Consider the following 13,765-nt stretch of genomic DNA (forward strand, 5'->3'; position numbering starts at 1 on the left):
TGCCCGAAACAAGAAACGCAAATCAAGAAGGACAGGTGCCATGATCTCGATGAAGACCCTGCTGGCCTTGGCCGCGTTGCTTGTCGCCGTTCCGCAGGCCGGGCAGGCCGAGATCCTCGTCGGCTTCGTCACCGGCCTGAGCGGGCCGGTGTCGTCGATCGGGATTCCCAATGCAAAGGGGATCGCGGCCGGCGAGGCCTATGTCGGCGAAGTCGGCGGTGAGAAGCTCCGCGTCATTCAGCTCGACGACGCCTCCGATCCCACGGCGTCGGCGCGCAACGCGCGCAAGCTCGTCGAACAGGAGAAGGTCGACATCCTGATCGGCACGTCCGGCGCGCCGCAGACGCTGGCGATGGCGACCGCCGCGATCGAGCTGAAGATTCCGATGATCGCCGTGTCGCCGATCGCGCCGGTGCCATCAGGCGAAGGCGGGCCCTGGGTGGTGCAGACGCCACAACCGACGCCGCTTCTGGTCCAGGGCATCGTCGATCACATGAAGGCGCGGGGGTTGAAGACCGTTGCGTTCATCGGCTTCTCCGACGCCTTCGGCGACCTGATGTACGACTCGCTGTCGCAAAGCGCCAAGGCGGCCGACATCAAGGTCATCGCCAACGAGCGCTACGCCCGGTCGGATTCGTCGGTGACCGCCCAGGTGCTGCGCGCGTTGGCGGCGCGGCCCGACGCCATCATGCTCGGCGGCACGGGCACGCCGGGTGCCTTGCCGGTGATCGCTCTGTCCGAACGCGGATACAAGGGGCCGCTCTACGGCAACCACGGGCTCATCAGCGCCGACTTCCTGCGGCTCGCCGGCAAGGCCGCCAACGGAATCATCTGCCCGACCGGGCCGGTGACCGCGGCGGAGCAGCTTCCGGCCGGCAATCCGATCCAGAAGGTTGCGCTGGATTTCCGCACCGCCTTCGAGAAGGCGAATGGCGAGGCGCCGACCGACTCGTTCTCGTCCTATGCCTTCGACGGCTGGCTGGTGTTCGTCGATGCGGCCAAGCGCGCGATGGCAACGGGCGCCAAGCCGGGCTCGTCGGAATTCCGCGCCGCGCTTCGCCAGGCGCTGTTCACCACCAAGGAGCTGGCCGGGACGCAGGGCGTCTACACTTACACGCCGGCGGATCGACACGGCGTCGATGCTCGCGCGCGGATCCTGGTTCAGATCGAGGACGGAAAGTACAGGCTGCTGCCCTGATTGAACTGCGGGAGTGTGTCGGAGGGCGTTCGGCTGTGGTGTGAATTACAGTGCCGGCTTACGGCTTCTGCATCGCGTCCCTGACGGCGCCCTTGAGCTCGTCGAGCTCGCGGGTCAGGCCATCGAGCCGGTCGGCCGGAACCCTTGCCAGCAGCTCGGCCAGCCACGAGCCATGGCTCTTGGCCATGCGCCTGAAGGCTTTGCGGCCTTCGACGGTCATGCAAACGATCTGCACGCGCCGGTCGAGGTTTGAAGGCGTGCGGGTGATGAAGCCGTCCTCGACCAGCCGATCAACGATCGGCGTCAGGTTTCCCGCAGAGACCATCAGCCGCTTCGGCAGCTCTCCCAGCACCAATCCGCTCGGCTCGCGGTCAAGCTGGGCCAGGACGTCGAAGCGCGGCATCGTGAAGTCGAATTCCTCGCGGAACCGGCGCCGCAGCTCGCCCTCGATCAGGGTCGTGCAGGCGAGCAGCCGAAGCCAAAGCCGTGTCTGAGCCCTGTACTCGGCCTCCTGATCACCTCCGTTCCTGGGTGAAACAGGCGGGGACTCCTTCGCGACTGCCAAATCAAATCTCCTGCAGCACCCGGCCCGTTGAAGGTGACGGTCTCGATGACGCCCGGAAGATAGTTCGTGCCAAAAGTAAATTCAAGGCTCGTTCAGGGGGCACGGATCGGCGTCGGGGTGTAGGGATTTTGCGGCGGGTTTCGTGCCGGAAGGCAATCTCCGCAATATTCCGATGAATGCTCCGGCGATCTCCGGCAGGTACGGATGTTTTATGTTTAAAATAAAAGGCGAATGTCGCTGTCTACGACGCCGGGTGCTGGACCCGGCGCGGAGATGATCGCCGCCCGCGGCGCGGGCGGCTCAGGGGACGCGATCAGGCGATCGCCTGGATGGCGTTGGAGTAAAGGCTCGCCGGTCGGGTCAAGCCGTAATGGTCGCGCAGCGTCGTGCCCTCGTAGTCGTGGCGGAACAGGCCCCGCTTGCGCAGGATCGGCACGACCTGCTCGGCGAAGAGATCGAAGCCGCCGGGTAGCCAGGGCGGCATGACATTGAAGCCGTCGGCCGCGCCGTTCTCGAACCAGGTCTGGATGTTGTCGGCGATCTTCTCCGGCGGGCCCGCGATCACCCAATGGCCGCGCGCGCCGGCGAGGCGCTGCACCAGCTGGCGAATCGTCGGCTTCTCGCGATCGACGATATCGACCACCAGCTTGAACCGGCTGGCGACGCCGCGGGCGCTGTCGGTGTCGATCAGATGGCGGGGGAAGGGGCCGTCGAGGTCGAAACCGGAGAGATCGAGGCCAATCATCTGGCGAAGCTGGGCCAGCGAATATTCCGGCTGGATCAGTTCGTTGAACTCGTCCTGCAGCCGATCTGCCTCGAGCTGTGAACTGGCGATGAACGGGCTGATGCCGGGCAGGATCTTGATCTGATCGCGACCACGGTCGAATGCACGGGCCTGACGCTTGATGTCGGTGTAGAACTCCTGCGCGCTCGACAGGGTCTGGTGGGCGGTGAAGATCGCTTCCGCAAAGCGCGCCGCGAAGGCGCGGCCGTCGTCGGACGAGCCGGCTTGCACATAGACCGGTCGTCCCTGCGGCGTTCGCGAAACGTTGAGCGGGCCGCGGACGCGAAAGTGCTTTCCGACGTGGTTGATGGCATGGATCCTGGCGGTGTCGGCGAAGACGCCGGACGCGGGATCATTGACCAGCGCATCGTCTTCCCAGCTGTCCCACAGCCGCGTGATGACGTCGAGATATTCGCGCGCCCGCTCGTAACGCTCGTGATGCGGCGGATGTTCGGGCAGCCCGAAATTCTGCGCTGCCTGCGGCGAGCTCGTCGTGACGATGTTCCAGCCGGCGCGGCCGCGGCTGAGGTGATCCAGCGAGGCGAACAGGCGCGCCAGATTGTAGGGTTCGGTATAGGTCGTCGATGCCGTCGCGATCAGGCCGATGCGCTTGGTGGCGGATGCGATCGCGGTGAGCAGGGTGATCGGCTCGAGCCGGAACCGCGCGGCGTGCCGGACATTCTCGGCCAGTGCCGGGCCGTCGGCGAAGAACACCGCGTCGAACTTGTGCGCCTCGGCGCGTTGCGCGAGCTCCTGATAATAGGTGACGTCGAGCAGGCGGCTTGGGGTCGAGGCCTTGTACCGCCAGGCCGCCTCGTGGTGGCCGTCCGGATAGATGAAGAAGTTGAGAGAAAGCTGTCGTTTGCTCATGGCGGCACTCGCGGGGGATGATCGGTCAGTTGGCGGTCGGCGCCTTGCGCACGAACGCGAAGCGAAGGTAGCGCTCGAGCGACAGGCCTTCCGGTGTACGCTTGTCCTCGACAAGCCGGGCGAACGCCTGCCGCACCAAGCTGCGTTCGGCCGGAGAGAAGGCTTCGAGAAAGTTTCCGAAGGCGCTTGCTTCCGACCAGCGCAGCAGCGAGTCGGCATTGTCATGGATGTCGACCAGCGCGCGCAGTTCGCTGCGGTAGTCAGTGAAGCCGTTGGCCGCGAACAGCGCGCTGAGCTCCTCGTCGGTCGATCCGAGCACGGGGTTGGAATCCTGACGGCGATCGCCAAGACCTGCTTCGGCGATGGCCTGGCTGAGCAGCACGCGGGATTGATGCGGCCGGGATGGATCCTGCACGTTCAGTCCAAGGCGGCCGCCCGGCTTCAGCACGCGATGGATTTCCTGCAGGGCGGCGTCTTTGTCGGCAATCCAGTGAAACACGCTGTTGAGATAGACCGCGTCGAACTGGGCGTCAGCGAAGCGTGAGAGTTCCTCCGCACGGCCGGTGTCGAACTGGAGATTGTCGGCCTGCCGCAGCCGAGCGATCTCGATACGGCCGGCAAGCGGATCGATGCCGATCACGCGGCCGTCCGGGCCGACCAGTCCGGCGACGAATTCCGCGAGCCGCCCGGTGCCGGTTCCGATGTCGAGCACATGCTCGCCGGACCGGATCGCCAGCGGCCCGATCAGGAACTTGCCGTGACGGAACTGAACCAATCCAGCTTCATCATAGGAGCGGGCGAGCTCCGGTGTGTCGTGCTCAAGGCTGATGGCGCCTGCGGATTGCGGCATTCGATCCGTCCATTTGCTTCACGGCAAAGCGCCGACATTCGGCGCGAGCGTTGCCGCGGACTCTACGTCGGCGCCTGTGAAATGAATTTGCGTTGTTGCGCGAACGCCGAGCATGAACCTTACGAGGAGATCGCCGATCGGAGACGAGTGCGCTCGCAATGACGGCGAAAGCGGCGGCGTGAGGCCGCTACGCACGTCGATTGCTCGATTTTGCGCGTTGCAAAGCGCGCGAGACGATCGACCGGATCGCGATCGTCGCAAATATTCCCGCAGGCGCGTCGCGGACGAAGCGAACATTGCTCGCCGTCGAAAACAAAGCTGGATTCCTTTCATTGACTGAACCTCGATCGCTTTTACGATTTGCAACGTCAAAGCGAGGTTCTGCACCATGCCGCAATCCGATCCCGACAGCGTTGCCCGCGAGGCGCTTCGCCTGATCGGTCCCGATCCGCAAAACTGGGTACCCGAGCGCGAGGGGATCGATCACAACGTGGTCGTGGTTGGCGGCGGGCAATCCGGCTCCGCCTTTGCCTTTGCGCTTCGGCGCGCCGGGATCGGCAAGGTTTCGGTGATCGATGCCGCGGCGGACGGCACCAAAGCAGGCGTCTGGCTGACCAGCGCGCGCATGCACAAGCTGCGGACGCCGAAGTCGTTGCCGGGACCGGAGCTCGGCTTGCCGGGGCTCGGCTTCCAGGCCTGGTACGAAGCGCGCCATGGAGCGGCCGCCTATGACGCGCTCGATCGCATCCCGCGGCTCGATTGGGCGGCCTATCTCGACTGGTACCGCAAGGTTACCGGTGGTGCGGTTCGCTACGGCACGCGGCTGGTTCGCATCGAACCGGCGGACGGGCATTTGCGACTGCACCTGGAGCGGAACGGGGCGGCTGTGATCGAGAGCACGCGGAAGCTGGTGCTCGCGACCGGCTTCGCCGGTAGCGGCGGCGCGTCCGTGCCGGAGGTCCTCCAAGAGCTGCCGAAACGGTTCTACGCGCATACTTCCGAGGCGATCGACTTCAGGAGCCTGCGCGGCCGCTCCATCGCCGTGATCGGCAGCGCCGCATCGGCGTTCGATGCGGCGGCGGTTGCGCTCGAGGCAGGCGCGAGGGATGTGCATCTGTTCGCGCGGCGCGAGACCTTGGCCTCATTGCCGGTGATCCGGATCCGCGGCTACCCAGGTGCCTATGACAATTACGGCGCGCTGCCGGACGCCGTGCGCTGGCACCAGGCGATCCGGTTCCGGCAAGCCGGCTCGACCCCGCCGCCGGATGCGATCTCGCGCGCGGTGTCCTTCCCTAATTTCCATCTGCACCTCGGGGCGCCCTGGACCTCGGCACGATTGCAGGGCGTACGTCCGGTCGCGGAAACGCCGCATGGTGAATTCGGCTTCGACTTTGCGATCGCGGGCACCGGCTATGCGGTGAGCCTCGGCGCGCAAGCCGAGCTGCGCGACTTCGCCGACGACATCCTGTTGTGGCGCGATCGTTTTGCGCCGCCCGCGGACCAGCGCGACGAGACGCTGGCGGCCTATCCCTATCTCGGGTCCGGGCATGAATATCTGGAGAAGGTGCCGGGGCGCGCGCCGTACCTCAGGGATATCCACGTCTTCAATCCGGCGGCGTTCGTCAGCTTCGGCCTCCCGGTTGGCGATGTGCCGAGCTTCAAGCGCGATATTCCGGCGATCGTTGCCCGCATCAGCCGCGATCTGTTCCTGGCGGATCTCGCCTCCCATGAAGCCCGCATCAGCGGAACGATAGCCGAGGATTTCGCGCCGGAGCTCTATGCGTCGGCGGTCTGGCGGCCGCCGGAGCACGTCGCGGCCGAGTAAGACGCACGACAGCGTCATCAGTCTCCGCCGTCGCTCCCGCGACCGGCGCACGGCGGAGCTTTGTTCTGGGGATCGCAAGGTGAGAACGGGATCATGAGCAGCACCACGACCATCGACAACGCCATTCCGCGCGCCGACATCATCAAGCGGGCGGCCCGGCTTGGCGCCGAGATCAAGAACATCAGGCTGTCGGGCGATTTGTCCGACGAGGTCGTCCGCGCGATCAACCAGGTGCTGCTCGAGCACAAGGTGATTTTCTTCCGGGATCAAGGCCACCTCGACGACGCGGAGCAGGAGCGCTTTGCGGTGCGGCTCGGCAAGCTCGTGCCGCATCCGACGGTCGGCGCGATCAACGGTACGTCGTCAATCCTGGAACTGGATTCGGGTCGTGGCGGCGGCCGCGCCGACCAGTGGCACACCGATGTGACGTTCGTTGACGCCTATCCGAAAATCTCGGTGCTGCGCGGCGTCGTGATCCCGCCCTATGGCGGCGACACCGTGTGGTCGAACACGGCAGCGGCCTATCTGGACCTGCCGGCGCCGCTGCGCAAGCTCGCCGACGAGCTCTGGGCGGTGCACAGCAATGCCTATGATTATGCCGTCAAGTCGCGTGCCACCGAGGCGGACAGGAAGCATTTCGACGAGGTGTTCACCGGCACGATCTACGAGACCGAGCATCCGGTGGTGCGGGTCCATCCCGAGACCGGCGAGCGTACGCTCGTGCTCGGCAATTTCGTGCAGCGGTTCGTCGGCCTGCCGAAATATGACGGCCAGAAGCTGTTCGATCTATTCCAGTCGCACATTACCGCACCCGAGAACACCGTGCGCTGGAACTGGCAGACCGGGGACGTCGCGATCTGGGACAACCGCGCGACGCAGCACTACGCAGTCAATGACTACGGCGATCAGCATCGCGTGGTCCGCCGCGCCACCATCGATGGCGACGTGCCGCTCAGCGTCGACGGCCGTCGCAGCGTGACCCGCATCAAGTCGTCGAAGCCGCAGGCCGCGAAAGCCGCCTGAGCATCTCATCGATTGGAGCAGCAGATGAACGCCATCATTCGATTTGTTCGCGCGCGGCGCGCCGCCGCGCGCCGGGTTGCGCGGCTCCTGCTCGCAGGCGCCTTCGCAGTGGGCCTCGCAGCGCCGGCCCTCGCCGAGCCGCCGCTCGAGAAGACCGAGATCCGCTATCAGGGCTGGGCCGGGCAGGTGACGTTCACCGAGCTCGCGGAAGACCTCGGCTATCTTGCGCCGCTCAAGCTGAAATGGGTCGGCAACACCATCAGCGGTCCGCAGGACATCCAGACCGTTGTCACCGGCGATACCGACATCGGCGGCGCCTTCTATGGCGCCATCCTCAAGCTGATCGCGGCGAAAGCGCCGATCAAGGCGGTGGTCGGCTACTACGGCTCCGACGCCAACACCTATTACGCCTACTTCGTGAAGGACGACAGCCCGATCAAGGGCGCGCGCGACCTGATCGGCAAGAAGGTCGCCGTGAACACGCTCGGCGCCCATCTCGAATTCGTGCTGCGCGAATATCTCGCGCGCAACGGGCTCAGCGCCGGCGAGGCGAAGCAGGTCACGCTGGTCGCGATTCCGCCGGTTTCCGGCGAGCAGGCATTGCGGCAGGGCCAGGTCGAGGTCAGCGCGCTCAGCGGCGTGCTGCGCGACAAGGCGCTGGAACGCGGCGGGATCCGTTCGCTGTTCAACGATACCGACCTGTTCGGCCAGTTCACCGGCGGCGCGTATGTGCTGCGGGACAGGTTCATCAAAGACAACCCCAATGCCGCGCGGAAACTGGTCGAGGGCATCTCGCGCGCCATTGAGTGGGCGCAGACCACGCCGCCGGAGCAGGTGCGGGCGCGCTTCGAGAGGATCATCGCGGAGCGCAAGCGCAACGAGGATGCCTCCTCGATCAAGTACTGGAAGAGCACCGGCGTCGCGTCTAAGGGCGGGGTGATCTCGGATGCCGAACTGCAGGTCTGGATCGACTGGCTGGTCAAGGACGGTCTGCTCAAGCCGGGGCAGATCAAGGCCTCGGACACCTACACCAACGAGTTCAACTATTACCGTCCCGGCAAGACGGCGGAGGCACGATGAGCGCGGTCAAGATCCGCTTCGAGCAGGTCCGCAAGGAGTTCGTGACGCGCGGTGAGGGCGGTCGCCCCGCGGGCCGCTTCACCGCGCTGGAAGACATCACGCTCGACGTTCGTTCCGGCGAATTCCTGGCCCTGGTCGGCCCGAGCGGCTGCGGAAAATCGACCTTGCTCGATCTGCTCGGCGGCCTGACGACACCGACCAGCGGCCGCATCCAGCTCGACGGCCGCCCGATTACGGGGCCCGGCCGCGATCGCGGCATCGTGTTCCAGCAATATGCGCTGTTCCCCTGGCGCACCGCTGCGCAGAACGTCGAGTTCGGGCTCGACATCGCGGGCCTCAAGGCCAGGCAGCGGCACGAGATTGCGGAGCATTTTCTCGACCTCGTCGGCCTGTCCGGCTTTGCCGACCGCTATCCGCACGAGCTCTCCGGCGGCATGAAGCAGCGCGTCGCGATCGCACGCAGCCTCGCCTACGATCCGGAAGTGCTGCTGATGGACGAGCCGTTCGCGGCACTAGACGCCCAGACCCGCGAGACGCTGCAGGGCGAACTGCTGCGGATCTGGCGCGCGACCGGCAAGACCATCGTCTTCATCACCCACGGCATCGACGAAGCCGTCGTGCTCGGCCAGCGGGTCGCGGTGATGACGTCGCGCCCGGGCCGGATCAAGCAGGTCATCGACATTCCCGAGGTGCTGCGCAGCGAGGCCGAAGACGTCAGGGCGTTGCCGGAATTCGGTGAGGTGCGGCACGAAGTCTGGAGCCTGCTCCGCGAAGAGGTGCAGAAGGCGCAACAACTGGCTGGCGGGGTCGCCGCGCGTCGCCTCGAGCGCGAGGTGAAAGAGGTTGCCCATGTCTAGCCTTGAGATCTCGCCGTTGCTCGGACCGGCGCGCGGGCGCGGCGAGCCGCTGTCCGCTGCGCGGAGACGGGCACCGGTCGTGAAGGGCCTCCGCACCGTGCTACGGAAATCGGCCGGCCTTGGCCGCCGCTCATTGCTGCTGGTCATGCTGCTCGCGCTGTGGGAGGCGGCGCCGAGGCTCGCCCTGATCGATCCGGTATTCCTGCCGCCGTTCTCGGAGGTGATCTCTGCCGGCTGGCAGCTCGCGCAGACCGGCGAGCTCTATGACGACGTATCGGCCAGCCTGCTCCGTGCCCTGGGCGGGTTTCTGATCTCGGTTGTCTTGATCGTGCCGCTTGGCCTTGCGGTCGGCTGGTACACCCGCCTCGGCGATCTGCTGAACCAGTTCATCGAGATCTGCCGCAACACCGCGCCGCTGGCACTGCTGCCGGTGTTCATTCTGCTGCTCGGGATCGGCGAGCTCTCCAAGATCACGATGGTGATCTACAGCTGCGCCTGGCCGCTGCTGCTCAACACCATCGCGGCGGTGAAGCAGGTCGATCCGCTCCTGATCAAGTCGGCGCGAACGATGGGCGCGTCTCCGCAGCAGCTGTTCCGCAAGGTGATCCTGCCGGCGGCGCTGCCCACCATCTTCGTCGGCATCCGCCTCGCCAGCGCTTCGGCGATGCTCGTCCTTGTCGCGTCCGAAATGGTCGGCGCCAAGGCCGGCCTCGGCTATCTCATCATCAACAGCCAATACAGCTTCCTGATCCCGCAGATGTATTTCGGCATCCTCGGGATCACCGTGATCGGCCTCGTGTTCAACGCCGTGCTCGAGGCGCTGGAACGGCGCTTCATGCGGTGGAAGCCCGCGGCGTAAGCGTCAGCCCGGCCTATTGCGGACGGTGGCCTGGGTGACCACGCTGTTCGGTGGCACGTCCTTGGTCAGCCAGACATTGCCGCCGATGGTGGAGCCCCGGCCGATCGTGATGCGGCCGAGGATGGTGGCGCCGGCGTAGATGACGACGTCATCCTCCACGATCGGATGGCGGGCGTCACCCTTGATGACGCTGCCTTCGTCGTCGGTTGGAAAATGCCGCGCGCCGAGGGTGACGGCCTGATAGATGCGGACATTGTTGCCGATGATGGCGGTTTCCCCGATCACGACCCCGGTGCCGTGATCGATGAAGAAGCCGGAGCCGACGCTGGCGCCCGGATGGATGTCGATCCCGGTTCGCGCATGGGCGATCTCCGACATCAGGCGGGCGATCAGCCGTGCCCCGAGGCGATACAGCAGATGTGCCAGGCGATGGTGGATGACCGCGGTCATGCCGGGATAGCCGATCAGGATCTCCGGAAAGTTCCGTGCGGCAGGATCACCGACGAAGGCCGCGCGCAGATCGTTGATCAGAAGCCCTCGGACATCAGGCAGTTGCGATGCAAAGGCACGCGTCAGCTCGACGGCCTCCTCGCGTTCGAAACCCGGTTCGAGCTCGTCGCCGACGAACAGCGCACCGCGATGGATCTCCGCGCTGAGCGAATCCAGCGCGATGCTCAACTTGTTGCCGACGAAATAGTCGATGTTCTCGCCGTCGAGGTCCGATTGGCCGTAATGCCGCGGAAACAGAGCTTCGGTGAGACCGTCGAGGATCGCCTCGAGCGTATCGCGCGATGGCGCGCGCCGTGCCTCGCCGTCTTGCCGGATGCTGTGGGTCTGTTCCCTGGAGACCCGCAACTCGGCCACGATGCGGTCGAGCTGCCAGCGGCCCGGTGGCGTTCCTGCCGCACCGATCGGTGAGAGTGGGGACTGCGGAGGGGTTTCGCGCTTCATGGTGAGCTCTCCTTGTCCTATCGGACATGCGCCAGGGGAATGCTGACCTCGGCCAGAAGATCGAGATCGGCTTCGTGATCGATCTGGACGTACTGTCCGTTCCAGTAGGTGAGCCCGGACAGCCGGTGCGACAGCTCCATGCTGGCGAGGCGGCCCACGATGATGCCATGGGAATGCCGCTCGATGATCTCTTCGACCTGGCATTCGACCATCGCCAGAGAGCGGCTGAGCAGCGGCACGCCCGACGAGCCATGACTCCAGTCGATGCCTTCGAAGCGCTCCCGGCCCGTCAGCCGGCCGTTGCTGAAGCGCTCCGCCAGCACCTGCTGGTCGGAGCCCAGGATATTGACGCCGAACAGCCGGTGACGCGCGATCGGGGCAAAGGACGACGCCTGGCGGTTGATGCTCACCAACAGCCGTGGCGGCGCCGCGCTGAGCGAGGTCAGCGAGGTGACGGTCATGCCCGTGATGTCTTCGCCGAGGCCGGCGGTGATGATGCAAACGCCGCCGGCAAGGCGGCGCATGATCAGACGGAACTGGCGCTCGATCTCGTCATCGGCGTCGACGAGATGGATATCCGGCTTGCTCATCAGGTTTCTCCCTTTCTCGCTGCACCGGACAGTCGTTCAGAAGAAGCCCTTCGCCGGCAGTGGCGTGCCGCTGATCTCGAATTGGCCGATCGAGCGGGCCTTGAAAGTGTTCGGATTGTGCGAGGCGAGCGTGCGTGCGTTGCGCCAATGTCGGTCGAAATTGGTCGCCTTCTTGGTGGCCGAGGCGCCGCCGACATCGAACAGCAGGCTGCCGCTCCGGATCGCGAATTCGTCCGCGACGATCTTGGCCTTGGCGGACAGCAGTGCCGCCCGGTGGGCGGCATCGCCGGCATTGGCATCGCCGGCGTCGAACGCATCGGTCGCGACGTCGAGCGCTTCCGCCGCCGCCAGCACGACGGTTTCGGCCGCGAACGCGCCGCTCGCGATCTGGCCGACGGTTTGTTGCAGCAGCGGGTCGTCGACCGGCGTTTCGCTCGGTGCGTAGTAGAAGGTCCGCTTGCGGGAGCGCACCAGCGCCGCGGCGTCACGCAGGATCGCGCGCGAAATGCCGGCATTGATGGCGGTCAGGAACAACTGCGCGAACGTGTTCGAGTAGGGGATGCCGTAGCCGGCGTCGGGCGCATCGAACACCACCTCCTGGCGCTTGACGCGCACATTGCGGAAATGGCTGGTGCCGGTCGCGGTCAGCCGCTGGCCGAGGCCATCCCAATCGTCGACCAGCTCGATGCCTTCGCGATTGACGGGAATGAGCACCGCCGCATTGGTGGCTGAGGCATCTGCCGTGCGCACCAGGACGTAGTCCGAGTAGAGCGTGCCGGTGCTGTAATATTTGGTGCCGTTGAGCAGATAGTCGTCGCCATCCGCCGTCAGCGTCGTGTTCGGCGTGACGTTTCCGACTTTCGGCGTGTCGAGTTCGGTGGCCGCGAGGCCGATGATCGCGCCGTCGGCGACAGCTTTCTGCCACTGCCGGTGCTGGTCGTTCTTCGGCTGGCGCACCAGGCGTTCCACCACGCTGAAATGGTTGCGCAGGATGTGCGCGACATTGGCGTCGGCCTCGCCGAGGCGGATCACGACCTCGAACAGCGCGCGGATCGACACGCCCGCGCCGCCGGCCTCGATCGGAAGCCGCAGCGCGCCGAGCCGCGCCTTGCGGATCAGGTCGACCTCCGCGAAGGGCAGCACACGCTCGCGCTCGCGCTCGCCGGCGCCCTCGGCAATGCGGCCGAGCAGTGCGTCGATGTCAGGCGAATGACTGTGAAGCAGGTCGGATGACGCCAGCGCGGCGGCGGGGACAGGTTTGTTCATTGGTTTCACCCAAAGCGACGTTGGTTGACGATTTCGATCAGAGCTGCGCGAGATGGTCGGTGACCTTGACCGGTTCGGGCAACACCTTGCGTGCCACCAGCCAGTCGGCCGCCCGCTGCAACTCGGACAGGAATTTTTCGTCGTTGACCGGGAAGTAGCGATACTTGCGATCCAGCGCGACGAACTGGTCGCGGACCTGGTCGCTGTATTTGCCGGCCTTCTGCGCGATGTATTCGGCGGCCTTGCTGTTGTCGGAAATCCACTTGCCCTCGGCGCGGAAGGCGTCGTTGACGGCGCGCACCAGCGCGGGGTTCTCGGTCGCGAACTTCCTGGTGGTCAGGTACGAGGTGTAATCGATCTGGAAATCCAGATCGCGACCCTCGAGGAAGATGTCGTGCGCCTTGTATTCGAGCCGGGCAATGTCGACGCCGGGGCTCCACATCGACCAGGCATCGACCTTGCCGGAGGCCAGCGCCGGCGCGGCGTCCGGCGGATTGAGATAGACGAACTTCACGGCGGCGCGATCGACCTTGTGCTTCTCGAGAGCGGCAACGAGCAGGAACTCGCCGAGGCCGGATCGGTTCACCGCAACCGATTTGCCGACCAGGTCCTCGATCTTGTTGATGCCGGAATCGTCCCTGGCAATGATCGCGGTGGTGCGTGGCTCGTAGACCACGAACTGGGTGAAGACGAGCGGGGAGCCGGCAATGATGGCGGCGAGCGCCGGCGTCGTGCTGCCGCCGAAGCTGAAATCCGCGCTGCCGCCGGTGACCGCCTGCAATGTCGGGGCATGGTTGGGGAACGGACCCAGCCATTCGACCTTGATGCCGTCCTTGGCAAGGAGCTTCTCGAACTCGCCGCGTTCCTTGGCGATCAAATTAAGGCCGCTGAGGCCCCAGGTGAGACGGACGGTGTCGGTGACGCGGCCGGTGGCCGACTGCGCGGCATCCGTGAAGTTGAAGCCGGCGAGGGCGCCGATGCCGAACGCGGCACCGCCGAGGAAACCGCGGCGGGAAGGCTTTGTGATTGAGCGAGACATAGCTGTCC

14 protein-coding genes are annotated in these 13,765 nt (G+C 65.6%); 6 read left to right on the forward strand and 8 right to left on the reverse strand.

All coding sequences use genetic code 11. The features are described 5' to 3' along the window. Positions 1-40: 40 nt before the first annotated feature. Positions 41-1,198: an ABC transporter substrate-binding protein gene (locus tag JQ507_11825; GenBank protein QRI72106.1), complete on the forward strand. Its 1,158-nt coding sequence runs from the start codon at positions 41-43 to the stop codon at positions 1,196-1,198. Between the two features lie 58 nt (positions 1,199-1,256). Here the strand turns inward: JQ507_11825 and JQ507_11830 are convergent, their stop codons facing one another. The 4 genes from JQ507_11830 to JQ507_11845 form a co-directional block, all read right to left on the reverse strand. Beyond that, positions 1,257-1,763 carry a MarR family transcriptional regulator gene (locus JQ507_11830; GenBank protein QRI72107.1) on the reverse strand — a complete coding sequence of 169 codons (507 nt, stop codon included), beginning with the start codon at positions 1,761-1,763 and terminating at the stop codon, positions 1,257-1,259. A gap of 313 nt (positions 1,764-2,076) precedes the next feature. Then, complete coding sequence (locus JQ507_11835) at positions 2,077-3,417, reverse strand: LLM class flavin-dependent oxidoreductase (GenBank protein QRI72108.1); 1,341 nt, start codon at positions 3,415-3,417, stop codon at positions 2,077-2,079. Between the two features lie 25 nt (positions 3,418-3,442). After that, complete coding sequence (locus tag JQ507_11840) at positions 3,443-4,267, reverse strand: methyltransferase domain-containing protein (GenBank protein ID QRI72109.1); 825 nt, start codon at positions 4,265-4,267, stop codon at positions 3,443-3,445. A gap of 18 nt (positions 4,268-4,285) precedes the next feature. After that, positions 4,286-4,657: a hypothetical protein gene (locus JQ507_11845; GenBank protein QRI72110.1), complete on the reverse strand. Its 372-nt coding sequence runs from the start codon at positions 4,655-4,657 to the stop codon at positions 4,286-4,288. Here JQ507_11845 and JQ507_11850 point away from each other — a divergent pair. From JQ507_11850 to JQ507_11870, 5 genes are all read left to right on the forward strand, one after another. Next, positions 4,656-6,092 carry a SidA/IucD/PvdA family monooxygenase gene (locus tag JQ507_11850; GenBank protein ID QRI72111.1) on the forward strand — a complete coding sequence of 479 codons (1,437 nt, stop codon included), beginning with the start codon at positions 4,656-4,658 and terminating at the stop codon, positions 6,090-6,092. The two genes, JQ507_11845 and JQ507_11850, sit on opposite strands and share 2 nt — an antisense overlap. Positions 6,093-6,185: 93 nt before the next feature. Further along, entirely contained in the window at positions 6,186-7,115 is a 930-nt protein-coding gene (locus JQ507_11855; protein QRI72112.1) for a TauD/TfdA family dioxygenase, read from the forward strand. Between the two features lie 24 nt (positions 7,116-7,139). Further along, a complete protein-coding gene (locus tag JQ507_11860) occupies positions 7,140-8,195 on the forward strand; it encodes an ABC transporter substrate-binding protein (protein ID QRI72113.1) in 1,056 nt (351 codons plus the stop codon). Next, positions 8,192-9,052: an ABC transporter ATP-binding protein gene (locus JQ507_11865; GenBank protein ID QRI72114.1), complete on the forward strand. Its 861-nt coding sequence runs from the start codon at positions 8,192-8,194 to the stop codon at positions 9,050-9,052. The genes JQ507_11860 and JQ507_11865 overlap by 4 nt, the downstream gene beginning before the upstream one ends. Continuing rightward, on the forward strand, positions 9,045-9,911 hold the full coding sequence (locus tag JQ507_11870) for an ABC transporter permease (GenBank protein ID QRI72115.1): 867 nt from the start codon (positions 9,045-9,047) through the stop codon (positions 9,909-9,911). The genes JQ507_11865 and JQ507_11870 overlap by 8 nt, the downstream gene beginning before the upstream one ends. A gap of 3 nt (positions 9,912-9,914) precedes the next feature. Here the strand turns inward: JQ507_11870 and JQ507_11875 are convergent, their stop codons facing one another. The 4 genes from JQ507_11875 to JQ507_11890 are packed head-to-tail and all read right to left on the reverse strand — an operon-like array spanning position 9,915 to position 13,757. After that, positions 9,915-10,862, reverse strand: coding sequence for a serine acetyltransferase (locus tag JQ507_11875; protein ID QRI72116.1), 948 nt, complete (start codon positions 10,860-10,862; stop codon positions 9,915-9,917). Positions 10,863-10,879: 17 nt separating this feature from the next. Next, a complete protein-coding gene (locus JQ507_11880) occupies positions 10,880-11,452 on the reverse strand; it encodes a flavin reductase family protein (GenBank protein QRI72117.1) in 573 nt (190 codons plus the stop codon). A 36-nt stretch (positions 11,453-11,488) separates the two neighbouring features. Then, positions 11,489-12,718, reverse strand: coding sequence for an acyl-CoA dehydrogenase family protein (locus JQ507_11885; GenBank protein ID QRI72118.1), 1,230 nt, complete (start codon positions 12,716-12,718; stop codon positions 11,489-11,491). 37 nt (positions 12,719-12,755) lie between these two features. Then, positions 12,756-13,757, reverse strand: a complete 1,002-nt coding sequence (locus JQ507_11890; GenBank protein ID QRI72119.1) for an NrtA/SsuA/CpmA family ABC transporter substrate-binding protein — start codon at positions 13,755-13,757, stop codon at positions 12,756-12,758. Positions 13,758-13,765: the final 8 nt, after the last annotated feature.

Source organism: Bradyrhizobium sp. PSBB068 (genome assembly GCA_016839165.1).
Taxonomy (GTDB): Bacteria; Pseudomonadota; Alphaproteobacteria; order Rhizobiales; family Xanthobacteraceae; genus Bradyrhizobium.

Bases quoted from the DNA above. Each gene is read 5' to 3' on its own strand.
- JQ507_11840 (QRI72109.1), bottom strand. From the start codon at position 4,267: ATGCCGCAATCCGCAGGCGCCATCAGCCTTGAGCACGACACACCGGAG.
- JQ507_11875 (QRI72116.1), bottom strand. From the start codon at position 10,862: ATGAAGCGCGAAACCCCTCCGCAGTCCCCACTCTCACCGATCGGTGCG.
- JQ507_11860 (QRI72113.1), top strand. From the start codon at position 7,140: ATGAACGCCATCATTCGATTTGTTCGCGCGCGGCGCGCCGCCGCGCGC.
- JQ507_11855 (QRI72112.1), top strand. From the start codon at position 6,186: ATGAGCAGCACCACGACCATCGACAACGCCATTCCGCGCGCCGACATC.
- JQ507_11885 (QRI72118.1), bottom strand. From the start codon at position 12,718: ATGAACAAACCTGTCCCCGCCGCCGCGCTGGCGTCATCCGACCTGCTT.
- JQ507_11880 (QRI72117.1), bottom strand. From the start codon at position 11,452: ATGAGCAAGCCGGATATCCATCTCGTCGACGCCGATGACGAGATCGAG.
- JQ507_11890 (QRI72119.1), bottom strand. From the start codon at position 13,757: ATGTCTCGCTCAATCACAAAGCCTTCCCGCCGCGGTTTCCTCGGCGGT.
- JQ507_11835 (QRI72108.1), bottom strand. From the start codon at position 3,417: ATGAGCAAACGACAGCTTTCTCTCAACTTCTTCATCTATCCGGACGGC.
- JQ507_11845 (QRI72110.1), bottom strand. From the start codon at position 4,657: ATGGTGCAGAACCTCGCTTTGACGTTGCAAATCGTAAAAGCGATCGAG.
- JQ507_11850 (QRI72111.1), top strand. From the start codon at position 4,656: ATGCCGCAATCCGATCCCGACAGCGTTGCCCGCGAGGCGCTTCGCCTG.
- JQ507_11870 (QRI72115.1), top strand. From the start codon at position 9,045: ATGTCTAGCCTTGAGATCTCGCCGTTGCTCGGACCGGCGCGCGGGCGC.
- JQ507_11825 (QRI72106.1), top strand. From the start codon at position 41: ATGATCTCGATGAAGACCCTGCTGGCCTTGGCCGCGTTGCTTGTCGCC.
- JQ507_11865 (QRI72114.1), top strand. From the start codon at position 8,192: ATGAGCGCGGTCAAGATCCGCTTCGAGCAGGTCCGCAAGGAGTTCGTG.